Origin of the sequence: Haliscomenobacter sp. (assembly GCF_965225875.1) — a bacterium.
Taxonomy (GTDB): Bacteria; Bacteroidota; Bacteroidia; order Chitinophagales; family Saprospiraceae; genus Haliscomenobacter.
In genome coordinates, this window is sequence record NZ_CBDDBS010000003.1 from 2,191,901 (window position 1) to 2,214,709 (window position 22,809).

Annotated in this window: 13 protein-coding genes; 3 read left to right on the forward strand and 10 right to left on the reverse strand. The window is 46.2% G+C overall.

The features are described 5' to 3' along the window. Positions 1-157: 157 nt before the first annotated feature. From ACO08K_RS29030 to ACO08K_RS29055, 6 genes are all read right to left on the reverse strand, one after another. Positions 158-2,962 carry a glycoside hydrolase family 2 protein gene (locus ACO08K_RS29030; RefSeq protein ID WP_421800004.1) on the reverse strand — a complete coding sequence of 935 codons (2,805 nt, stop codon included), beginning with the start codon at positions 2,960-2,962 and terminating at the stop codon, positions 158-160. A gap of 45 nt (positions 2,963-3,007) precedes the next feature. Beyond that, positions 3,008-4,630, reverse strand: coding sequence for an ABC-F family ATP-binding cassette domain-containing protein (locus tag ACO08K_RS29035; RefSeq protein ID WP_421800005.1), 1,623 nt, complete (start codon positions 4,628-4,630; stop codon positions 3,008-3,010). Positions 4,631-4,780: 150 nt separating this feature from the next. Further along, positions 4,781-8,098 carry a COR domain-containing protein gene (locus tag ACO08K_RS29040; protein WP_421800006.1) on the reverse strand — a complete coding sequence of 1,106 codons (3,318 nt, stop codon included), beginning with the start codon at positions 8,096-8,098 and terminating at the stop codon, positions 4,781-4,783. Further along, the gene (locus tag ACO08K_RS29045) at positions 8,073-9,299 is read right to left on the reverse strand and encodes a hypothetical protein (RefSeq protein WP_421800007.1); all 1,227 of its coding nucleotides are present in this window, start codon (positions 9,297-9,299) and stop codon (positions 8,073-8,075) included. Before ACO08K_RS29045 ends, ACO08K_RS29040 begins: the two co-directional genes overlap by 26 nt. After that, positions 9,296-10,303 (reverse strand): AAA family ATPase, encoded by a 1,008-nt coding sequence (locus tag ACO08K_RS29050; protein WP_421800008.1) that lies wholly within the window; start codon positions 10,301-10,303, stop codon positions 9,296-9,298. The genes ACO08K_RS29045 and ACO08K_RS29050 overlap by 4 nt, the downstream gene beginning before the upstream one ends. 10 nt (positions 10,304-10,313) lie before the next feature. Further along, complete coding sequence (locus ACO08K_RS29055) at positions 10,314-12,218, reverse strand: hypothetical protein (RefSeq protein ID WP_421800009.1); 1,905 nt, start codon at positions 12,216-12,218, stop codon at positions 10,314-10,316. Positions 12,219-12,518: 300 nt separating this feature from the next. Between ACO08K_RS29055 and ACO08K_RS29060 the strand changes: the two genes are divergently transcribed. Then, positions 12,519-13,616, forward strand: coding sequence for a M12 family metallopeptidase (locus ACO08K_RS29060; protein ID WP_421800010.1), 1,098 nt, complete (start codon positions 12,519-12,521; stop codon positions 13,614-13,616). A 187-nt stretch (positions 13,617-13,803) separates the two neighbouring features. Here ACO08K_RS29060 and ACO08K_RS29065 read toward each other — a convergent pair whose 3' ends face one another. Together ACO08K_RS29065 and ACO08K_RS29070 are read right to left on the reverse strand one after the other, a co-directional pair. Continuing rightward, on the reverse strand, positions 13,804-14,757 hold the full coding sequence (locus ACO08K_RS29065) for a nucleoside hydrolase (protein WP_421800011.1): 954 nt from the start codon (positions 14,755-14,757) through the stop codon (positions 13,804-13,806). 102 nt (positions 14,758-14,859) lie between these two features. Next, positions 14,860-19,026 (reverse strand): hybrid sensor histidine kinase/response regulator transcription factor, encoded by a 4,167-nt coding sequence (locus ACO08K_RS29070; protein ID WP_421800012.1) that lies wholly within the window; start codon positions 19,024-19,026, stop codon positions 14,860-14,862. 216 nt (positions 19,027-19,242) lie between these two features. Between ACO08K_RS29070 and ACO08K_RS29075 the strand changes: the two genes are divergently transcribed. Beyond that, the gene (locus ACO08K_RS29075; protein ID WP_421800013.1) at positions 19,243-19,704 is read left to right on the forward strand and encodes an energy transducer TonB; all 462 of its coding nucleotides are present in this window, start codon (positions 19,243-19,245) and stop codon (positions 19,702-19,704) included. A gap of 115 nt (positions 19,705-19,819) precedes the next feature. Here the strand turns inward: ACO08K_RS29075 and ACO08K_RS29080 are convergent, their stop codons facing one another. Both ACO08K_RS29080 and ACO08K_RS29085 read right to left on the reverse strand, forming a co-directional pair. Next, the gene (locus tag ACO08K_RS29080; protein WP_421800014.1) at positions 19,820-21,538 is read right to left on the reverse strand and encodes a GMC oxidoreductase; all 1,719 of its coding nucleotides are present in this window, start codon (positions 21,536-21,538) and stop codon (positions 19,820-19,822) included. Positions 21,539-21,582: 44 nt separating this feature from the next. Further along, positions 21,583-22,095, reverse strand: coding sequence for a gluconate 2-dehydrogenase subunit 3 family protein (locus tag ACO08K_RS29085; protein WP_421800015.1), 513 nt, complete (start codon positions 22,093-22,095; stop codon positions 21,583-21,585). Between the two features lie 225 nt (positions 22,096-22,320). Here ACO08K_RS29085 and ACO08K_RS29090 point away from each other — a divergent pair, with 225 nt between their 5' ends. Continuing rightward, a complete protein-coding gene (locus tag ACO08K_RS29090; protein WP_421800016.1) occupies positions 22,321-22,734 on the forward strand; it encodes a DoxX family protein in 414 nt (137 codons plus the stop codon). Positions 22,735-22,809: the final 75 nt, after the last annotated feature.

The following is a 22,809-nucleotide window of genomic DNA, read 5'->3' on the forward strand; positions in this document are numbered from 1 at the left end:
CTGGGGTGTATATTGCATTAAAGAAAAAGAGAGAACACTGAGGATACAAAGCGAAGCGCCGTCAACGTCTAACTTTGTGTCCTCAGTGTCCTCTCTTTTTCTTTGTGCTATCAAAAAATGCCGCTTTAGTGATTTTTTGAAATCAGAAACGACTTTACTATTTCACCAGCACCACCGTTGGATTCAGCGGATACCGTCCAAATTTATCCCCATACACCGCCAAACCACCAGGCATTGATTCAGGTACTTCTAAACGTACGACCAATTCACCTGTCGCCTTCGCAATGTTCAGGGCCTGCGCAGGGATGTTCACTGCTACCCGATACCCATAAGAGCCCGCTTCCTGCAATTTGCGCACCTTGGGTTGATAATGCCAGGACAATACACCCCGGTGATCGGCAGGGTCATCCGCCAAATCCACGCGCCCGGCAAATACACCATTGATGCTTACATTCACCGAACTAGGGGCGAGGTATTCATCGGTCATGGGGTAGGAATTGGGATTGAGGCTGGGGTCAACTTTGCCACCCAACATATAGTCTACATTGACATTGGTACTTTTGTCGATGTCTTTGACCAACAATTGTTTGGCTCCCAATTCGGCGATGAAAGTAGCGGATTCAGTACCTGCCGGCTTTTCACTCAGCTTGAAGGTATATTCAAAAAAGCCACTTCCCGCACCGTTCACCTTGAGACCATCCAAAACGTTCCATTGCTTTTTGCTCCATTTGGCCGCGCTGAAGTTTTTGGCATCCACGCTGGTCACTTGAGCCGTTTTGCCGTTGGGCAAAGTCAATTGTTTGGGGGTAGGCGCTTCCATGATGAAACTCATGACGTTGTGGTGCAGGTCGTTGCCCAAGGCGTCTTGCAACACCAATGACAAATGGGCAATTCCTTTTTCATTAGGCAAGGTCAGCGCCAGTGAGTCCAGTTGCTTTTGCATCCAGGGCGTGTAAGGCACACTGCGTTGGGTGCGCATCCAGGTTTTTTTCTGGCCCAGAGCATCGTAACCGTAAAGCTGGATTTGCAGCGTAAGGGTGCTGCCCAGGTCCTTGCGGTTGGCATAAAAGGAAGCGTAGAGTGGGATTTTCACACTTTCGCCCGGCTTCACGGTCTTGCTGATTTCGTTGCCCGTCGAAATGTAAATCATGGAGTGCAGGTCTTTGATCGACATACCTTCCACCATTTCTTCCAAACCCGTGTATTTGTTGGTTCGATCAAACTTCCAGTAGCCGTTCCATTCGTTGATTACGTCGTGGTGTTCGGTGTAGAGCCAACCTGCCACCTTGGGGTATTTGCGGAAGGTGTTCATCATGCGGTGGTAATCCCAGCTCCAGTCCACATCCCCGGTGCTGCCATCGTAACCCCATACGTTACCACATTCCGAGTTGATGTTGGGTTGGCGGCCCTGGGTGTAACCCGCTTCCATGTGGTTTTTGCTGCCAGGATAGGTATTGGCGTCGATGTTTTTGAGGTGTTCCTCCCAAGCCCAGCCGGGCAGGTATTCGTGCCAGGAGTTGATGTCGGTTTCGGTGTGGCCGCGCCCGCAGCAAATGGAGTTATCTTCCACCAGGCGGGTGGGGTCGAGTTGTTTGGCGAGGCGGTACACCGAGGCTACCCATTTTTGGGTTTCGGGCAGGTATTTGCTTTGCTGTTTGCCATTTTCCTCCACTTTGGTGGTCAAGCCCCAGGTTTCGTTGAAGACGATCCAGGAAAAAATAGCCGGGTGGTTGTAGTCCCGTTTGATCATTTCATGCAGGGTGTATTCACTTTCCTTGCGGGCTGCTGCATCAGGCTCACCCCAAAAGTTGGGCAAATCCGACATAACCAGTACGCCGAGGCGGTCTGCCCAGTACAACTTGCGGGGAATGTCCACCTTGATGTGGGTGCGGATGCCATTGAGGCCAATGCCCCGCGCCAGCAGAATTTCGTTTTTCATGAACTCATCGTCCGGGAAAGTGTAAAATCCTTCGGGATGATAGGATTGATCCAGCGTGAGTTGCAGGTAAATGGGTTCGTTGTTGAGCGCAATGTAAGGATGGCTGGTGCCAGGCAAGTCCACTACCGAAATTTTGCGCATGCCGAAGTAGGTTTTGAGTACATCCGGCGCGTTTTTCCCATCGCTGAGTTTGGCTTCCACATCGTAGAGGTAAGGATCGTCCAAAGTCCACAAGTGGGTATTTTCGATGGGTATTTCAAAAGTCAAGCTGGAGCTACCCGCTGCAATTTTCTGCGTGTTGGTTTTGCCCGCCAGTTTGAGTTCCAATTGCAAGTCACTACCGGCAGGCGCTGGTAGGTAGGCGCTGACTTTCACCTTATTGTTGTCGATGTCTGGCGAAAAGTGCAGGGCATCGAGGTGGTTTTGGCCACGGGCTTCGAGGTAGGTGGTTTGCCAGATGCCCCGGGCATTGCCGTAGCCTTGTTTGCCGTAGAGGGTGAATTGGCGGCGTTTGTCATCCACTCTGATGTTGATGCGTTGAGGGCTGTCGTATTTGAGGTGGGGCGTAAGGTCAAAGGAAAAGGGGGTGTAGCCGCCCTGGTGTTTGCCCAGCTCCTTACCGTCGAGGTAAACGGTGGTTTCCCAATCGCTGGCTCCAATGGTAAGGAAAGTACGTTTGCCTTTCCAGCTGGCGGGTACTTTGATTTCGCGCTGGTACCAGGCGATATCGGCCTCATCCCCTACCCCGGACAAGGGCGCACCCCAGGGAAAGGGCACATTGATGCTTTTGCTGAACTTGCGGCTGCCGCTCATCCATTTTTGAGCTACGCCCTGATCGTTTTTGTCAAATTCAAAGGCCCAGCTGCCGTTGAGGTTGATCCAGTCCGGGCGCTCGAAGTCGGGGCGAGGGTGCTCCGGGAGGGGGATGGATTGGGAGAAAATGGAAACTGGAAAAAAGAGTGCGATGCTAAAAGCTAAGGCGCAAAGGCGCGCCAAGCTTTGATGTAGTGTGTAGGAAACCATGCTTCGTTTTGTTTGTTTCGGCCAAAACTAAGCATTGTTTTCATTTTACTTATACAACTTCTCCCGATCCGCCTTGATTTTATCCGATACCAAATACTCATCGTAATCCATCAAACTATCAATCACTCCACGAGGGGTAATTTCAATGATGCGGTTAGCTACTGAGGAAGTCAAAGCGTGGTCATGCGAGCTGAAGATCAGGTTGCCCTTGAAGTTTTGCATGGCCGTGTTAAGGGCAGTGATGGATTCCAGGTCGAGGTGGTTGGTAGGTTCGTCCATGAGTACAAAGTTGGGGAAACCCAGCATCACTTTGGCCAGCATACAACGCACTTTTTCACCTCCCGACAATACGCTGGAGTGTTTGTGTACTTCTTCACCCGAGAACAACATCCGACCAAGGAAGCTGCGGATAAATTGTTCGTCTTTGTTCTCTGAATACTGGCGCAACCAGTTGATCAGATCCGTATCGTTGCCTGCTTTAAAAAACTCCTGGTTTTCGTTGGGCAGGTAGCCTACCGTGATGGTTTGACCAAACTCAACAGTACCCGCGTCTGGTTTTTGTTTGCCAGCGAGGATTTGATAAAAAGCCGTAATTGCGGTGGCTTCGCGGCTTAGAATGGTAATTTTTTCACCCTGATTGACCGTAAAGGATACATTGGAGAACAACAAACTGCCATCCGAAGCGGTGGCCTTGAGGTCGCGTACGGCCAGAAGCTGATCCCCTGGTTCACGTTCCATCTGGAAGTAGATGTAGGGGTATTTGCGGCTGGAAGGTTTCATCTCTTCCAGGTTGAGTTTTTCCAGGGCTTTTTTGCGCGAGGTCGCTTGCCGCGACTTGGAGGCGTTGGCGCTAAATCGTTGGATAAACTCCATCATTTCCTGGCGCTTCTGCTCAATCTTTTTGTTCTTGTTGGCGGCCTGCTGGAGCATCAATTGGCTTGATTCGTACCAGAAGGAGTAGTTGCCCGTAAAGATGTTGATCTTTTGGAAGTCGATGTCGGCCACGTGGGTACACACCATGTCCAGGAAGTAACGGTCGTGGGAAACGACGATTACCGTATTTTTAAAATCCGCCAGGAAGTCGGCCAACCAGGTGATGGTTTCGGCGTCCAGGTCGTTGGTAGGCTCGTCGAGCAGCAGGATATCGGGGTCGCCAAAAAGGGATTGCGCCAGCAGCACCTTCACTTTATCGGAACCGTTGAGGTCCTTCATTTGGCGGTAGTGCAAATCCTCCTTCACGCCCAGGTTGCTCAGCAGGGTGGCCGCGTCGCTTTCGGCGGTCCAGCCGCCCATTTCACCGTAGAGGTTTTCCAAATCCGCCGCCCGCAATCCTTCAGCTTCCGTAGCATCGGGATTCATGTAGATGGCGTTTTTTTCCTGCATGATGGCGTACATCTCCTTGTGCCCCATCAACACGGTGTCCAACACGGTGAACTCCTCAAATTCAAAGTGGTTTTGCTTGAGCACCGCCATGCGGCAGTTGGGCTCCAAAGAGACCGAACCGCGGTTGGGGTTGATTTCGCCCGACAAAATTTTCAAAAATGTGGACTTGCCCGCACCATTGGCACCAATCACGCCGTAGCAATTGCCACGGGTAAACTTGATGTTGACTTCATTGAACAAAACCCGCTTGCCGTACTGCAAGGACACATCGCTGACTGTGAGCATTTGAGAAGGTATTTTTTTGCGGGGGCGAAGGTAAGAAAAAAATGTGTTGAGAAGGAAAGAATGTTAAAATAGCTTGAAAGGAAAGAATGCTATTTATCTGATTTTTAAGTTGTATGACAATTGACCTAATTCATTAAATTGCCAATGTGCTCAATTACGCCTAGTGATCTTGTCTATGGCAACCTCGATACCTTTGGCTATGTCCGTCCAAGATTTGTGGTCGGAAAGATTACGAACCCACTTGTTTTTGGGAAAACTCTGGAGTTGTGAGATTTTTAGGTTATCCCAATTTACTTCTTTGATGCGAATCGGGACCACTACTTTTTTTCCCAGATCATGAGCTTCCAATGCTTGAGTTAATTCCTTGGAATAACAAAAATCGGAGTTGATGAAACTCCCGCTAATCAAACAAAGCACAACGTGTGCCTTTTCCAAATTCTCATAAATTTCATTGAGCCATTCTTCCCCTGCATCAATACAATTGTCATCCCACAAACTGACCCGATTGAGTCTAAAAAGTGGACTTAAATGCTCCAGCAATTTCTCTTTGAATTTTTGGTCTTGTTGGGCATAAGAAATAAAGATGTGACAAGGCCTAAGTCCTTTTCGGATTTCGGGTTTTTCTATCTTATTTAACAAGGTAGAAACCTGGAATGATTCCTGCAGTTCCCCTGAAAAAAACTGCTTTTGATGGGCTCTTTCATGCCCTTGTAATTCCATATATTTTACCAATACCGGTTTACTTTTGTATTCACTAGGCAAAGGGACCCATTCAATAACATTCAAGTTTTGATAAATTGAATTTATTTCCTTAATTGTTTCCCGAATTACACTTAAAAAATCACGATTCCGCTCGCCCTTAACTTCAATGTTGATTTTCCGGCCTTCCTTGTCCATGACAATTTTGGCAATACTATAAAACAAGGTTTTTTCCTCTAATACCATTCCAGTCTTCCAGCACTGCTCTTGATAGATGTATTTATGTAGTTTCACCATGAGGCGAGGAATGATGGTGGCAGGCAAAAAATCGCGGTATTCAATCATAAAGAAAATAACCTCATTTTCTTCTGAAAATGACTGACTCTGTTCTTCATCTGGCAACAACGCCGGTACCAAGTAATGAAAATTATCCAATTGGAACAGGATTTCAAACTGCCTCATCATGGCTACGATGAATAAAAATTTCTCTTCGGGAAATTTTTTAAATTTTTGCTCTAGTTTCCAACTTTTGGAAATGTTTTCCCAGTTTTCCGGGCTTTCCTCTCGATAGTATTCATCATTGATGATAGCATCCAGATCGTTAATGTTGAAACGTCCATTGGATTGAGTAAGTATAGGCGAGTTGATGATGCGATATACGGCATTGGTTAACCAATGCGGGTTGAGCACTTGGGTATCAAACCATCGAAGATTTTCATAATTGATTACCACCCCCAAATCATTCAATAGTTCCAATAGTACTTTTTGGGAGGCCTCATCTTTTACATCTTTTTCCCAACAAATTTTCTGGTATTGAGAATACCCAATGAAGTCTTCCTGCATTTCCTCTAATGCCATTTTTGTGTTAGCCCAGCTTTTGGGTAACGTATACTCACGTAGCTCCATGTTCCAGAAATGTTTCAATAAGTCTTCCTTTAATTCATTAAACCCAGTTTCATCATTAGGCAATTCATAAAAATCCTGAATTCTGGGATATTTTTTACTGATGAAGTTTCGATTGACATTAAAAGTGGGGTTTTTATCTCTATCCAGCACAACAATTACCGGAGATGTGCCGCCAAAACTTTCAATGTAATTTAACCAATATTCTGTTTTTTCAACATTCCGACTATCCAAGACCAAAATATACAGACAACGTTTAGTCAAAAAAAACTGATGGGTGGCATGCATAATTTCCTGCCCACCAAAATCCCAGAAATGCACCAATAAGTCTTGTCCTTGGTGTTTAAATCTCTGTTTGGTAATTCTGATACCTTCTGTTTGTGAACCTTTTTGATCAGAGTTTTGCTGAAGCAATTGTTTAATTAATCTAGTTTTTCCTGTTCCGCCTTCGCCTAAAAGAAACACTCTAACCTCGTTGAGTTGATGCGTTTCATCAATTTTATTAAAAAATTCAAGCACAGTTGGCAAATCGTTTTGAACGATTTCAATAGGCGGATATATAAGGGGGCAGCCTTCAACAATAATTCCATTAGGATTTGATGTCCATTTTTGTTGTACCGGAATTCCATTGAAGATTAATTGTTTTATTGGTCTTAAATCACTTACTTCAGTATTTGAAAGATTAAGTAAAGTCAAATTGGTCAAAGAAACCAAAGGAATTAAATCATTCACTTTTGTATTTGAAATATTTAGAGAATATAAGCTAGTTAAAGAAGCCAGAGGTTTTAAGTCTTTTACGTACGTCTTAGAAATGTCAAGAAATGTCAATTTAGAGAGCAGTCGTAATGGTGTTAAATCGTTAACCAGTGTATTGGAAATGTGAAGTTTACGCAAATTTGACAACTTAGACAGTGGGTTCAGATCTTTCAAATTTTCATTCTCGCTTAAGATTAGTACTTCGAGCCATTCAAATGTTGATAATTCTTTCGGTATTTCACTAAGCTCACAATGACCTAAATCCAGATACCCTCCTCTTTCTTGTCTTTCATTCTCAATCAATTGCAATACCAATTCACTATCTCTACCTTTGTTCGCTTTTGGCACATCAAGCTGTAATGCATTCCAAACCTCAGTCGGAATCTTTGTTTTAAATCCTTTCCCAATTTTTTCTTCACCCTCAGTCAAAAGCCCCAAAAACGGCTTCAAACGTTCCAAAGCCCCCTCCAAATCCCCAGCCTTATATTGCCGAATGCCCAGTACCATTTGTTCAGCAGTCAACAAAGCATCACCAGCACTACCTGAAACCTGATTCAGTTTGTTCCGCTCCTTGGCCCAACTCAGGAAATAATCAATTTTGATGCCCGCATCAGGGTTTTCTTCTTCTTGTTGCAACAGGTCCAGGATGAGTTTGGCGGCTTTTTCTGGCTCCAGATAAGAGGCGACCAACCAACTTTGTGCCTCTTTAAAAGCAAGCGTGGGAATTTTCTCCGGGTTATACTGTAGGTAATCGCGTAAAAAACGCGCCAGTTCAAAAACTCGGGCCTCACCAAAGGCTTCAGAGGTCTGCAAGGTCGAGATCAGTAGCTCCCGGATGTCGGCTTGCATTTCATACATATCTCGCCCCACTTCCCGGAACAAATCAGAGTGCAACAAATCGGAAACGGTGCTCAACAATTCAAGCGGGTCTTCTGTAGTGGTCGTTTTGCGGAAATTAAGCCAGATTTTATACAACAGATCAGTGGTCAGGGCAATCGGAAAGGCGGCATGACAAGCCAAATGCAAATGCTCATCCCCAGGATAAGCCTGGCGAAAAGAAGCCCAATACAGGCGGGGAATGGTGTCAAGATTTCCGGTTTCGATTTGCATGATTTGCCCATTTAATGGCTGACCTTGTCCCTTCCGGATTAAAGGCTTCCATTTTGACCATTAATGAAAGATAGTTTGCTAAACTCCCGGCCCACCTGCGTTTGGGCAAAGGGTTGAACCAGCTGACCGTCACCCCTCGCTTGGCGATTGCATCAAAAAAATCCATCCAGTGCTGTAGCGATTCATGATCCAGGGTGGGTTGATACACGCCTGCGTCGCTAAAAATGACCAGCCAGATTGGAGCGGCTTGATTGCCCAGGATTCTTTCCAGGGTAAAAGCGCTGGTATGTTCTGGATTGGTATAAAATTTTAAGGTTTTGGAGCCATTATCATCTTCAACCGCACTGGGAAAGTCGTGAAAAAAATAACGCTCCACTGACTTGATCGCTGGGTGATCGGTAAAGACGCGAAATAAATAATCGCCCCAAGACTCAAATGCGGCCATTGAGCCTTGATGATCGCTCAGCAAAATTACCTTTTGTTCACTGACTCTTTGTAGTTTGTAATGCAAGGTGTCTACATAGCGGAATTTGCCAAAGGTATCAACCATCGCCGCTACGTCCAGTTGATCCCCAGGGCGATAACTTTGGTTCATCTGTAACTTTTGCAAGAGATGACCCATTCGCCGGGGGGCAATGGGTAGATGTTTGTCATCCGAAAAGATAAAAGTTGAGTTTTTTTCGGAAATCTCTTGGGGTGTTTTTTTTCCTCGGGTTGCTGCTTTACCTTTTCCTTCTTCAAAATTCAGCAGGATGTCGGTCAGGCTTAAAGAAGGCTCTGGTTTTTCACCTTCAGTTATTGGTTTTTTGCTTGGTTCCTTGCCCCGATTTGGTTCTTGAGCCTTTTGATCCTCCCTGGGTTTAGTAGCCTCATCCTTCTCCCCTTGCTTTCCTTTTTGATCATCTTTGTTTGTGTTTGCCTCATTCTCTGGTTCACTTTCAATTCCAGCAGAAGGCAGCCATTGCTCACGTAAATCCTTCACAGCTTCTTTAAACCAATGTTCAAAAATGTCTTTGTATTCCAATTTGGTCAACCAAAGGGTTTTGCACAAATTCAACAAGGCAGGTTCATCTTTGGCATGACCTTTTATAAAAAGTTCAAGAAATAAAAAATACTGATTCATATCCAATTCCATTCCTGCCGACTCCCGTAGTCGGTTAAAAAAAGGCAGTAGAATGAAGCCAGGCTTGGATGAACTCATTTCTTTTTGGCGTATTGTTTGTAATCATCCAGGCTTTTGAGCAGCACTTCGGGATAGAGCAGGCCGTTGGCGGGAAGTTGGTCTTTTTCAAACGGCAACTTATCCGTCAAATAGTAGTGATGAATGAGCCTGAGCCAGTCGAGTAGTTCGCTGGTCGAAACCCGCTTATCCGTATTGGGGCTGGCCTTCATGAATTGATGCAACTCGTAAAATTGATCCACTAATTTTTCCACCAGTGTATCCGGCATGGCTTTTTTTATTTCTTGCTCCTGGCTCAGCACCCGCGCTTTGGCGATCTGGTACAATTCCTCCAGCTTTGGGAATTCGATGTAATGGAAAACACAGCGGCGCAGGAATGCATTAGGCAATTCCTTTTCATCATTACTGGTAATGATCACAATGGGCGGGTGTTCTGCATGAATTTCCTCATGGGTTTCTTCAATGAAAAAACGCTTTTCATCCAGTTCCAGCAATAAATCATTGGGGAAATCCAAATCAGCTTTATCAATTTCATCGATCAGTAGTACCGCTGGTGCATCGGGTTTAGACGCCAAAAAAGCTTTACCCAATGGCCCGAAACTGCGGTAAGCGATGGGTTCTTGCTTGTTATAAGTCTGAATGTCCCTCAAGCGGCCCAAATGATCATATTGGTACAATCCTTCTTTGGCTTTGGTGGATGATTTGATGAACCATTCGAAGTAGTGATTGCGGTAATTGTCACCTTTCTGTTGATGGTAGAGTTCATACGCCAGTGCTTGGGCTACTCTGGTTTTTCCACAACCCGGTTCCCCACGCAACAAAAGTGGGCGCTGCAAAATACGGGCATATTCAATGGCGTCGATGAGCTCTTTGCTGGGAAAATAAGGTGCAATGTCTTCTACTATTTCCTTTTTGGGGACTTGTACTACGGTTTTGAATTGACTGTCGTCAACGGTATAGCGATGATTTTGAACCAAAGTAGCCAAAGCCTGGCCATCATAAGGTGTGTATTTGTTATCTTTCATTTACAGTTAGTTAAATGGTAAGTAATTTTTTACAGATTTCCGGGCATTTCATTAAATCACATATTTTAGCAATGGCTTTAGCCATGTAGGGGTCTCTCAGGATTTGCTGTGATTTCTCCTCTTGAATAAGCGAATGAAACAGGTCTTCCTTCGGAAAACGTTTCCCAGTGCTGGCGTGCCAACCATTCCAGATTTGTTCATTTAGTGGTTCAATCAGGTCTAGTGATCGTACATTAAACAAGGGTGGCTGATTGACAAAGCCCTGGGTAGTCCAATTTTTTTGGCTGTCCTGGCATTCCTTGTGGATGAAGAATAAAAAAAGGCGATGTTTGGTTTCCTGAAGGTGCAAGGTTAGTTCATTCCAGAAATTTTTAATCACGCTTAAACAATCGCCGTGATTTTTTGAAATATCGTTCAAAACAATAATTAAATCTTGTTGCATGGTTTTTTGCAGGATTGTTTTTCCAATCAATTCTATACCCAAATCCAAATCTACAGACAATAAGGTATGGGTTAGCATTCTACATAAGTCCTCCTTGGTCAATTTTCCAGGAAGATAACTTTTAACCGAAACAACATCAGGTTTTACGTTGCTAGAAACCCTAGGGTTTGCATATCGTCGTAGTTTTTTCACCAATAGTTCTTGAGCACAATTAGGGGAACCCTCAATCAACATCAGGTTATGCTTTCCAAAGCGAAAAGAAAGTTCCTCATCCTTGGATTCAAAAGGCAAACGCTGTTTTGTGAAATTAAGGTCTTCTAATTCAGAAGCAAGGGTAGCCTCTCTACTTCTAATACTTTTTGTAATGAATTGAGCACAGAAATCATTAAATGCAAATTCAAGGCCATAAACTTCCGAAAGTCTTTCCAAACTAGAACGTGGGCTAGGGAATATGGGAGCATCATCTCTTTCCAGTTGACTAGCAATTTGGGTAAAGGTTTTAGCTGTGTCACCAGTACAACCCAAAAAAAGTAACGGAGCTTTAGTTAATAAGGGAATTAACCATTCAAATCTTTTAAAGAAAGCAATCGTTTCCTCCGTCAGTAAAATGATCACCTGTTCTACATTGGCAACTAACTCTTCTTTTTGGTCTTCTAAAAGGATATCCGAAAACGGTAATATAAGAACGCCCTGATCTTGCAAAAAAAGATTATCAATAAGTCGGTAATATTTGTCATTTTCATTGCTGTCCTCAACGATAACCAAGATTTTAGTTTTGATGCTAGGTTCGAAATACCGCTGAATGGGTCGCTCAACCAGATACCAATTGTCTACAAATGTATCTTCCTTAAAAGATAAAGTCCAGGTTGATTCTTCATGGTCATCCCATTTAACAATCGAACGTCCTTTTTCTACACTTCGATAACCTACACTTTTTATATCAGCAAAAGAATCTACTGTTTGATCAAAGGCAAGTTTAAGATTTTTGCCAGCATGCAAGCTTTGATAAAATTTCTCGGCAAATTTCGCTGCGGTTAAGTCACTGATTTTGCTCGTTGTTTCTATGACAGCTTGTATATGATCACATTCTGCAAGCAACATTTCCCCCAATGTTTCTGAACTGCAACTATTCAAAAAAACCAGCTCAAGCTTTTTTTGATATTTGAAAAAGTTGACCAAGTTCTGGTTGCTTAGCATTCTGTTCCCTGCCCCATCTTGCTGCAAATACAATTGCTCACCATCGGAGTGGCCACAGTAATGGAAAACATTGATTTCTTTATCTTTTGTGTCTGGAGCATTAAAATTATCAAACAACCCTTCAAAAGTACATTCTTTCTCTTGCTGTAGGGCTATTTTACCCTTTTTGATAGAGTCGTTTAACACCCTTCCAATCCCATCCCGCTCCTCTTTCAGATGATCTAAGTATTCTTTATTGGTATTGACCTGAGCGCTTGCAAGTAAAATTCGCTTCAAATATGGCATACGTTTAGGGTGAAGTTGACATGAGGTTTCAAATGATCAGGAAAAGATAATAATTAAGGATGAGTTTTAAAAAAAATCTCAGCTAGTTCAATTTTTTTTAACAAGAATAGTAATATCTGCACAACTCGGAGCTTCAAATTGTGAGAGATAAATACACCCATTAAATAATTGAAACCGAATCCATTCCTCTATTGACTCAAACCCTCAAACCCCCTACATTTGCAATCTATCCAAATCACTTTTTAAGCCCAGGTGGACCATGTTTCACCACAGTTAAAACTCTTTTTTCTCATGGCAAAAAAAACATCAAAACCCACACCTTCCGAAGGAGGAGCTACCCATCCTCACTATTGCTCAATGATTCCTATTCCAGAGCGTCAATTTGAACCAGATGTAAGCCCTAACCGGCAGCGGATGATTCTGGTTACGGACCGAAAATGGGTCAATGGCACCAAACTAAAGTATTACTTTTTCAACGGTCCGAGTGACGGCTCTCCAAGTTCCTGGAAAGGGACAACAGCACAAAAAAACACCGTAATTCAGGCCTTCAAAATCTGGAAGGATTTAGGGATTGGCCTGGAATTTGAAGAAACCAATGACAAAAATGAAGCCCAAGTCAGGATTGGTTTCAAAAGAGGAGATGGTGCCTGGTCTTATGTGGGCAGAGACGTCATTGACATTGCCAGTTCGCCCAATGAAAGAACCATGAATTTTGGTTGGGACATCAGCAATGACCTTGATACAGCCTTGCACGAAATTGGGCATACCCTGGGTGCGCCACACGAACACCAAAACCCCAACGCAGGCATTGTGTGGGATGAAGAGGCGGTCTATACTGCCCTCGCTGCACCACCCAACCGCTGGGATCGGCAGACTACCTTTTTCAACATCATCCGGAAAATTCCGGCCAATGAAGTACAAGGTTCTACCCACGATCCGAACTCGATCATGCATTATCCCTTTGAGGCAGGTCTGATTCTGGAACCTGTGGCCTACCGCAATGGCATCAACCCTGCTGGTGGTCTCTCCAGTAAGGACAAGGAGTTTATGAAGCAATTTTATCCTCCCCTTACGACCAGCGATTACACCGAGCTCAAAGTTTCGGCCTCACAGTTGTTTAACATCAAAGCTGGTGAGCAAAAAAACTTCCGCTTCAAACCCACTGTTTCTCGCAAATACACGATTGAAACCTTTGGAAGAATGGACACCTTGATGGTGCTTTTTGAAAAAACAGCCGCAGAAGAGGTTTACTTGGCCGGAGACGACGACAGCGGTACGGGGTTAAATTCCAAAATTCAACTACGCCTCATCCAGGGCCGGGAATACGTCATTCGGGTGCGCCTGTACTATGCTGAAGTGGCGGGGTCCGGATCGCTGATGGTTTATTGATGCCGAAAGTGGTATTTCTAGTACCTGAGGTGAGTCTATCGTTTCTGAGGTTTCTTAGGTGGTTAAGAAGAAAGAACCTGCGTAGCAGGGCATTTTTTCACCACCTAAGAAACCTCAGGCACTTAAGGATTCACCTAAGTAAGGATAAAATTCATGATATCCACTACATTCATAGAGCTGTATCTCCTCAATTCCGCCCCATATTCTGCAACAAATACCCTTTCATGACCCGACTAATGAACTCATTCGTATTGATGTAAACACCCACCTCGGCATTTGGCGTCTTGTTTTCATCCACCTTCGTGAAGCCTTTGTCGTCCACACTCACATTGACCATTTTGGTTTTGAACAAATCAGGGTACAACAACATCCCAATGGCTACCGGATCAAACAAGGTAGGTGTTTCATGCCCCCACAATACGTACAAGCCAGATAAAGCATTGGTCAGTGGGGATTGGCGCATCAGGAGCATGTCGCGTTTGGCTTTATCAAGTTTGACAAAAGCGGTGATGTCCAGCCCGGCGTAGGCGATATTGGCCCCGGAGTTGACAAATTTTTTAGCGGCCTCAATGTCGCATTTGACATTCCATTCTGCCTCCGGAGTGGGATATCCACTGTAACTCACATAAAAGGAACCAAACATCGCATAGATCTTTTTGGCCATCTTCAGGGCATTGGGGTCTTTTTGCAGCACATCCCCCAGATTGGTAACCGGGCCCACCGAGATAACCACCACTTCATTGGGATACTTTTTGAGGCTTTCGAGGATGAAATCCGCTGCACCTTGTTTGTTGGGTTGGATTTTGGAAAAACCTTGCGCCCAGTAAAATTGCTCGGCGTACCAATTGGCTCGTTCACTGGAGGCAGAGGTGTTGCGGCCCATGTACACGGGGATTTTTTCCTGACCCATTTCATACAAAAACTTGAGGGCCAGAGTAGCGCGGTCATTGGTGCGGCCGTAACAGGTGGTGATGCCCAGGATGTCCACCTTGTCTTGGTTGGTCAGGAGCATGGCCAGGGCAAAAGCGTCGTCGATGTCATCGCCGAGGTCACAGTCGAAGATGACCTTTTGGCGGGTAGCGTTTTGGGCGGTAGCACCAAGGGTGAAGAGGAGAAAAAGGAACAGAGCAAAGTGTTTCATGTCAGGAATGCGGATTGATGGTTCGTTAATTTGACCAAAATAATGAATTGTGATTGTCAGAAACAAAATACTCCGCTTTCTGCGATTATCCAATTCCCAGGCTTACACTTCGTTAAAAACCTTCCAGGCTGCTTCCCGCCACTCCAATGGGGTCACCCTAAATTCCTGTTTAAACACCCGGGCGAAGTAGCTGGGATCACTAAATCCACAATCGTAAGCTACTGCCGTAACACTCAAATCAGGATCACGCAGTAAGGTTTTTGCATGATTCAAACGAATGTTGCGGATGAATTGATTGGGCGAAAAACCCGTGAGTGCTTCCAATTTTCGTTGCAACTGTCGTTGACTCAAGTGGATGGCTTTACACAAGTGTTCAATGCTGAAGGTGTAGTCGGATATATTGGCTTCAATACATTCGCGGATTTTTTGTACAAAAACGTCTTCTTGTTTTTCCAGCGCTGGAATTTCCTGCGCAGAGTCTCGTGAATCGAAAGTTTGCTGGTAGTGTTGTTTCAATTTTTCCCGCAGTTCCAGGAGCTTCCTGATGCGCAGTCGTAGCTCTTCGGGTTGGAATGGTTTTTCCAAATACACATCGGCACCCCGGTCCAAGCCCGTCAATTTGCTTTCAAAATCGGCTTTGGCGGTTAGTAGGATAATCGGGATATGGCTGCTGCGCTCATCGTCGCGCAGGTGTTGGCACAAGGTAAAACCATCCATCCGAGGCATCATGACGTCGCTGATGATCAGATCGGGGATGAGTTCGGTGGCTTTGTCTAAGCCATCCTGGCCATCTACGGCAAATTCCAGCCGGTATTCGGGCAAACAGGAATTGAGGTAGGCCGCCACATCGGGGTTGTCTTCTACCAATAAAATCAATTGGTGAGCTTCTTTTTTAATCTGAATTGGCGTTGCAAGCTGTGGATTGACAGGAACTGACTGGGGCTTTTCACTGGCCTTGGGCTGGCCTTCAGCAAGCGGTTCAGCTACCATTTGCAAGGGTAAAAGCACCGTAAATTCTGAACCTTTTGTACTGCCTATAGCGGGGCTGCTGACCCGAATTTCTCCTTGCAACAGATTGACCAGTTCCTTGGTCAGCGCCAGGCCAATACCCGCGCCTTCGCCTGGTCGGGTAATGCTGTCGTCAACCTGGTAAAAGCGGTCGAAGATATGGGGCAATTGTCCTCCGGGAATGCCGATGCCCGTGTCCTTAACCGTAATTTGTAAATATGGCTTTTCAGCTTGAAAACTGCGATCAATCGACAAATAAATATTGCCGGATTCCGGAGTGAATTTCAGCGCATTGGACAACAGATTGGAAACAATTTGCCGCAGTTTTTCTGGGTCATACGCACAATCCAATGCTTGCAGAGTGGACAAAAAATGCAATTGTTTTTGTTGGCTCTCCGCCAGAGAATGAAAGGATTCAAGCATGTAGCGCAAAAACGCGATCACATCCCCCTGGATGAAACGCAGGGCCATTTTTCCACTTTCCAGCCTGGACAGGTCGAGCATTTCATTGACCAGTTGCAGGAGTTGTTGCCCATTGCGCAGGATCATCTCCTGTTTGAAGGCCAGGTTTTCGTCAGGTTTTTCCAGGGTTTGTTGGGCCATGCCCATGATCACGGTGAGGGGCGTGCGGAATTCGTGGGTGATGTTGGTGTATAAGCGGGTTTTGGCCGTATCCAGTTCTTTGATGCGGCTTGCTTCGCGGGTTTCGTAGGCGAGCTGGTTCCGCAATTTCTCCCGGTTGAGGTAAAATTGGAATAGAGTCCTGCCCGCTGCTGCCAGGAGCAACGCGTAAGCCAGGTAAGCCCAGGTGGAACGCCACCAGGGGGGCAGTATTTTGATGTCGAGCCTTGCTACATAAGGGCTCCAGATGCCTCGGCTATTGCTCCCTTGAACCCGAAAGGTGTAATTCCCAGGAGGCAGGTGCAGGTAAGTTGCCGAACGGCGGGTGCCTGCTTCAACCCAATCTGGATCAGCCCCTAACAGCTGATAGCGGTACCGGTTAAACATTGATCCGGTGTAATCAAGCGCGGCGTAATCCAGACTAAGGATATCCTGCAAGTGGTTCAAGGTGATGCGCCGGGTGGTTTCGATACTGCTGTGCAAAATCCCGGTATCATCTCCAACTTTAACCGGACGATTGTTGACGGAAATGTTGGTAATGAAAGTTCGAGGCTGGTAGTCCCGTCCCAACATTGCCGTGGGGTCAAAAACATTGAGTCCGTTTACGCCTCCGAAAGCCAGTTCACCATTAGACAATTTGGCCAAGGCGCCGGTATTGAATTCATGATTTTGCAGCCCATCCGTTACGTTGAAATTCCGAACGGTATACCGAGGCTTTTCAGACGGATTGTGGGATGAGACGGCCTGGCTCAGGCAAAAAATACCCCGGTTGGTACTGCCCCACAAATTTCCCCCTTCATCAGCCAGGAGGCCGTAAATGACATTGTTGGGCAAACCATCCTCCATACTCAGGCGCAGGAAATCACCGGTCTTTTTGTCCAAACGATTTAAACCCACCCTCGTACAAACCCAAAGGTAACGCTGAGGCGTAATAGGGTCATCGAGAAAGCCAGTCACATAGTTGTAACTGAGCGAATTGGGCTGATTAGGCATATTTCTGTACCAACGAAAATGAGGTTTGCCCCTGGAAAAATCAGCTTTGACAAAACCCTCCATGGTTCCGATCCAGATTATGCCGTCGCCACTTTCGTACAAGGAAATCGACAGGGAGTGATGTTGCATGGGGTTGGCACCGTCGGCAAAATTATAGAGGTTCACCTGATTGTTCGTAGGATCAACCCGCGCCAGTGCCCCTTTTAATCCAGCCAGCCAGATCTTGCCGTGGTGGTCTTCCAACATGGGTTGCCTTTCCCCAAAAGTGGCGGCGGGGATGGGGATTTGGGTGGGGCTGTTGCCTGGCCGAAAACGAAGAAGCCCCTGCTTGGTCAAGGCCCAATGCTCAGCGGAATGGCTGATCAAAAAATTGCTGGTCTGGGAGGAAATGGAGCCCAGGCTATTTGTTTTTAAGGCATTGCCTTGTAGTTGGTACCAAAGCTTGCGGTAAGAGTCGAGGTATACCGAGCCGTCGGGTGCAGTAATGATTCTGCGAATGCTGATGCCTTCGGCGTAGTGTCGAAATTTCTGCTGGCAAGGGTTGAATTTGTAGACGCCATAGTCATGAGTACCCGCTAAGACCATGCCGGAGCGGTCGATGGCCAGTGAAGTTAAAGGAGCGCTTAAATCCAGAGCGAGTAATTTGGCTTGAAACTGGTCCTCTTTTTGCGCATTGACTAACGCATTTAAAGGCGCTTTCATTTGGGCAAAAAAAGGCGTTGTGCCCCATTTTAATGGTTTGCCGGGCTTCCATTCTTGCAAATCCAGACCATATAAACTGCTGCCTTTGATCAACCACAGCTTTCCATCTGGGGCTACTTGCAGGTCAAAAACCTGGCTCAATTCCTCAAAAAGTGGTGCTGCGCGTTTTCCATCCCAATGAAAGGGGGAATGGTTTTGGTCGCTGGCCCACAAGCTACCATCGGAATTGGCGCAAGCTACTTCAAACGAATAGCCCTCGATGGCCTTGCGCAATTGAAAGGTTTGTGCATCATACTGGTAGATACATTGGTCATCAGCTCCCATCCAAACCCTGCCCTTGCTGTCTTTGGCTATGCCGGTCACATTCAGGTGCCGGGGCAACGCTATCCGTTGGATTTTGGGTGCCATGTTTTTTTCAAAAGAATCACCAGCAAGCCTGATTACGTTCAGATCGGCGCCATCGGCGGCGGCCAGAATGTTGCCCTCAGCATCTTCGGCAATACAACGGATCTGATTGCTGGATAAGCTCCTGGGGTTTTGGGGGTCGTGTTGTATCCGCTGAAAACGCCCCGTTTTTTTGTCGTAAACATTCAAACCTTCATTGTCCGTTACCACCCAAATCCGGCCTTGTTGGTCTTCAAACAATTTCAGGATGCTGTTGCCCGAAAGGGAATGAGGATTGTAGGCCTCGTTGGTGAATACTTTGAGATTATAGCCATCGAAGCGGTTGAGTCCGTCCTTGGTCGCAAACCACAGGAAACCTTCGCGGTCCTGTAGAATGTCATAAATCATACCTTGGGAAAGACCCTGCTGAATGGAAATCGATTCGATTGGAACCTGTGCAAAGCTTTGGCCTGGCTGAAGCAGTAAGGTACACAGCATCCACAACAGGAATAGGATGGTGCTTCGTAATAGAGGCGTCAGGTGTGTTTTGGGTTGTTTCATGGCTAAGTAAAATGGGTCCTAGTACAACGTAGAAGACAAGGTATTCCGCCTAATTGGCCGGCAAAAAATCGCAGAAAGTCCGAAAAATCCTGGCAATGTCCAGCAAATCCTGTCCCTTGGCCAAAAGATCCTGCAAGTTGTCCGAAAAATGCAAGATTGTCAATAGCCCAGCCTTCACCTTTGTACCCGCAATTTTTTACCAAAACCCGACAACTTATGAGAAAATGTTTTTTGCTCTTATCGTTTGCCTTCTCCCTTTTTTATCCCCTGGGCAAAGGGCAGGATTTTATTCCAATCGTAACTGAATCATACGCTAAAAGCTGTAGCTGCCAGTCCCTGCAAAAGGAAGGCTCCAGGGATTCGTTGAAAGTTGATTTAACAGCAGGCCAACATCCACCACATTTTGATGATTGGGACAACTATGTAAAAGGTAAGGTCATTTACCCGCAATTGGCCCGGGAAAATGGCATCGAAGGCACGGTCAGCGTGTTGGTCTATGTATCTGAAAAAGGCCAGGTGACCAAGGCCCAGCTGCTAAAGAGGATTGGCTTTGGCTGCGATGAGGCAGCAATCAATTTGGTTTACGCCATGCCTTGCTGGACTCCGGCATCCAATTTTGGTATTCCGGTAAAAGGAAAAAAAGTGCTTGACATCAGTTTTAGGTTGCTCGACAATTGAGTGAGTTTTAAGTTTGGATTTACAGAGTAGTATCAAGTTGGAGCTTGCTGTCCCTGCCTCCTTTACTCAGCCCTATTAGCCAATGTTGGAGGCAGGGTGGCAAGCCTTTTGGGTATTACAAATTTCTCTTCTTCAACTCCTCCACCGCATTATTCGCCGCCCTTGCCGTAATCGCCATAAAGGTCAGCGAAGGGTTCTGCGTGGAATTACTGGTCATACAAGCGCCATCGGTTACGAATACATTTTTGCATTCATGTAGCTGGTTCCACTTGTTGAGCAGGGAGGTTTTGGGGTCCTTGCCCATACGTACACCGCCCATTTCGTGGATGTCCAGGCCAGGGGCCTTGCTGGGAACATCGTGGGTACGGATGTTGGTAAATCCGGCCGCACTGTACATCTCGGTGAGTTGTTCGTGGAAGTCCTTGATCATTTTTTCGTCGTTGTCGTCGTAGGCCACAGAGACTTTCAAGAGGGGAACACCCCAGGCATCGGTTTGTTTGCCATCGAGCGCCACGTAGTTGCTTTCCTTCGGAATCGTTTCGCCCATCATGTGGGAGCCTACTCGCCAGTTGCCGTATTTTTTGACCGACAAACTGTTTTTCAAGTCCTCACCGATTCCAGAAGTATCATTGTAGGTCATGCGGCTGGCGCTGAAACCGGCGGCGTAACCGCGCAAGAAATCAGTCTCCTGCTTGAATACGTTGCGGAAACGAGGGATGTAGCTGCCATTCGGCCGACTGCCAGCAGTGGTGCTGTCCAACATACCTTCGTATTCGCCGGAGATGGTGGTGCGGAAGTTGTGGAAGGCGATGTATTTGCCCAACAGTCCATTGTCGTTGCCCAAACCATTGGGAAAACGATTGGATTTAGAGTTCAACAAAATCAGGTTGGTATTCAGCGTAGCCGCATTGACGAAGATGATTTTGGCGTAATATTCCGTCATCTCTTTGGTGTTGGCATCCACTACCCGCACACCAGTGGCCTTGTTTTTCTTTTCATCAAAAATGATGGAATGCACCACCGAATTGGGCTGCAAGGTCAATTTTCCGGTTTGTTTCGCCCAGGGAATGGTGGAGGAATTGCTACTGAAATAACCGCCAAAAGGACAGCCGCGCTCACAGATGTTGCGGTGCTGGCATTTGCCCCGACCTTGTTGCAGGTGGATGGGTTGTGGCTGAGTCAGGTGCGCACAGCGGCCAATGATGATGGGTCGAGAGCCATTGTATTTTTTGGCCATCGTTTGGGTGAAGTGTTTTTCCACACAGGATTGCTCGTGTGGCGGCAAAAACTCCCCGTCGGGCAATTGAGCTAAGCCATCTTTGTTGCCAGAAATGCCCGCAAAAATCTCCACATAGCTGTACCAAGGTGCCAATTCCGCGTAGGTAATCGGCCATTCCACCGCAAATCCATCACGGGCTGGGCCATCAAAATCATATTGCGACCAACGCTGCGTACCTCTAGCCCACATGAGCGATTTTCCGCCCACCTGATAACCCCGAATCCAGTCGAAGGGCTTTTCCTGGATATAGGGATGCTCAGCATCTTTGACAAAAAAGTGAGCCGCGCTCTCCGTGAACGCGTAGCAACGGCTGGCAATCGGGTTGGCATCGCGCATCTCCTTGGTAATCTGGCCGCCGTGCTCAAATTCCCAGGGATTCATATTGGTGGTAGGATAATCCTTGATGTGCTCTACGTTGGGGCCACGCTCAAGGAGCAGGGTTTTCAGGCCCTTGCCGGTCAGTTCCTTGGCCGACCAACCGCCGCTGATGCCCGAACCTACGACAATGGCATCGAAGCTGCGTTTTTTGATGGAATCTATGGTGAGGTTAGACATTGTTTGCGTCTGATTTGAGTGTTACAAATAAAAATGACTTGTCCCTACTGCGTAACGGGCACACAACCGTGATAAAAACCAGGTACCAATGTAAATTTGGCAATGTTCACCAGGTAGTACTCCGAATTGGTGTAGCCGCGAATGGTGAGGTTTTTGACCAGGCCAATAAAAGCTTTGCTGCTGGCATCATTGCTCATTTTTTTCAACAACTCAATGCGTTGTGGAGTGTCACATTGCACAAACGTTTTGCTGTAGCTTTGTTGCGCCAGGGTATCGGTTTGGGTCAACCCTTGCTGAAAAGTAGCCTTGGCTTTGTCATCGTAGCAATCCTGAATCATCCGTTGTACAAACTGATGTACTTTGAGTGATTTGGCTCCAGGTGTGCTGGTTTCGGGAATGAAGGTTTCTACAATCTCCGCCAGCAAGGCTTCATCGGCTACAGCCGAAAAATGGGCAGGACCAAGGGATTCAGGCGTCCAATTGTTGGCCCAGGCGGGAAGTGCAACCAGGCCACCGAGGGCAACCCCCAAGCTTTTCATTGCAGCACGTCTTTTCATGGTTTTGATTTTGATCGTAATAGGAACATGGTTGAAAAAGGGAATCAGCCGAGATACAGGCGTCGGGTGATCAAGGAACTGATTCGTTGGGGGAAATTACAAAAAGTTCAATTCTGGGGCCCAAAAAGGATGTGTTAATCCCATTTTGCCAAATTTTTATAGCGGGAAAAAGGAAATCCCCTTTATGAACTGTATTTTGGGTTCAACTTCAAAAATCACCACACCATGCAATCCTTTTTTTCAACTACACCATTTTATCAAGAAATTGTTCTCGCCATTCTGCGCATCATTGTCGGTTTATTGCTGATTTACCATGGCTACGAGGTTTTTGATGCAAAACTGATGCAAGGGTATCTGGAATGGGAGAACTTTAAAGGCCCGTCGGGTGCATGGCTGGTTTATCTGGGCAAGGGCTCGGAGTTTGTGGCGGGTATTCTGCTCACGCTTGGATTGTTAACCCGGGTAGGCGCGCTGATTTGTATTGGAACCCTGGCCTACATCACCTTTTTTATCGGGCATGGAAAGTTCTGGTATGAGGACCAACACCCCTTTATGTTTGTGTTGTTTGGGGTCTTGTTTTTGTTTGCTGGAGCTGGGAAATGGAGTTTGGATGGGCTGCTGTTCCCAGGAAAAAAATAGTCGAAAATCACGACCAAAAGTGCTTTGACATGGCTTTTGTCATGTATTTTTAGGGATCATTTTCCCTAAAGCCGA

Excerpts from the sequence above, each read along its gene's own strand:
- ACO08K_RS29090 (WP_421800016.1), top strand. The coding sequence starts at position 22,321 with ATGCAATCCTTTTTTTCAACTACACCATTTTATCAAGAAATTGTTCTC.
- ACO08K_RS29085 (WP_421800015.1), bottom strand. The coding sequence starts at position 22,095 with ATGAAAAGACGTGCTGCAATGAAAAGCTTGGGGGTTGCCCTCGGTGGC.
- ACO08K_RS29080 (WP_421800014.1), bottom strand. The coding sequence starts at position 21,538 with ATGTCTAACCTCACCATAGATTCCATCAAAAAACGCAGCTTCGATGCC.
- ACO08K_RS29065 (WP_421800011.1), bottom strand. The coding sequence starts at position 14,757 with ATGAAACACTTTGCTCTGTTCCTTTTTCTCCTCTTCACCCTTGGTGCT.
- ACO08K_RS29050 (WP_421800008.1), bottom strand. The coding sequence starts at position 10,303 with ATGAAAGATAACAAATACACACCTTATGATGGCCAGGCTTTGGCTACT.
- ACO08K_RS29060 (WP_421800010.1), top strand. The coding sequence starts at position 12,519 with ATGGCAAAAAAAACATCAAAACCCACACCTTCCGAAGGAGGAGCTACC.
- ACO08K_RS29035 (WP_421800005.1), bottom strand. The coding sequence starts at position 4,630 with ATGCTCACAGTCAGCGATGTGTCCTTGCAGTACGGCAAGCGGGTTTTG.
- ACO08K_RS29030 (WP_421800004.1), bottom strand. The coding sequence starts at position 2,962 with ATGGTTTCCTACACACTACATCAAAGCTTGGCGCGCCTTTGCGCCTTA.
- ACO08K_RS29045 (WP_421800007.1), bottom strand. The coding sequence starts at position 9,299 with ATGAGTTCATCCAAGCCTGGCTTCATTCTACTGCCTTTTTTTAACCGA.
- ACO08K_RS29040 (WP_421800006.1), bottom strand. The coding sequence starts at position 8,098 with ATGCAAATCGAAACCGGAAATCTTGACACCATTCCCCGCCTGTATTGG.
- ACO08K_RS29070 (WP_421800012.1), bottom strand. The coding sequence starts at position 19,026 with ATGAAACAACCCAAAACACACCTGACGCCTCTATTACGAAGCACCATC.
- ACO08K_RS29075 (WP_421800013.1), top strand. The coding sequence starts at position 19,243 with ATGAGAAAATGTTTTTTGCTCTTATCGTTTGCCTTCTCCCTTTTTTAT.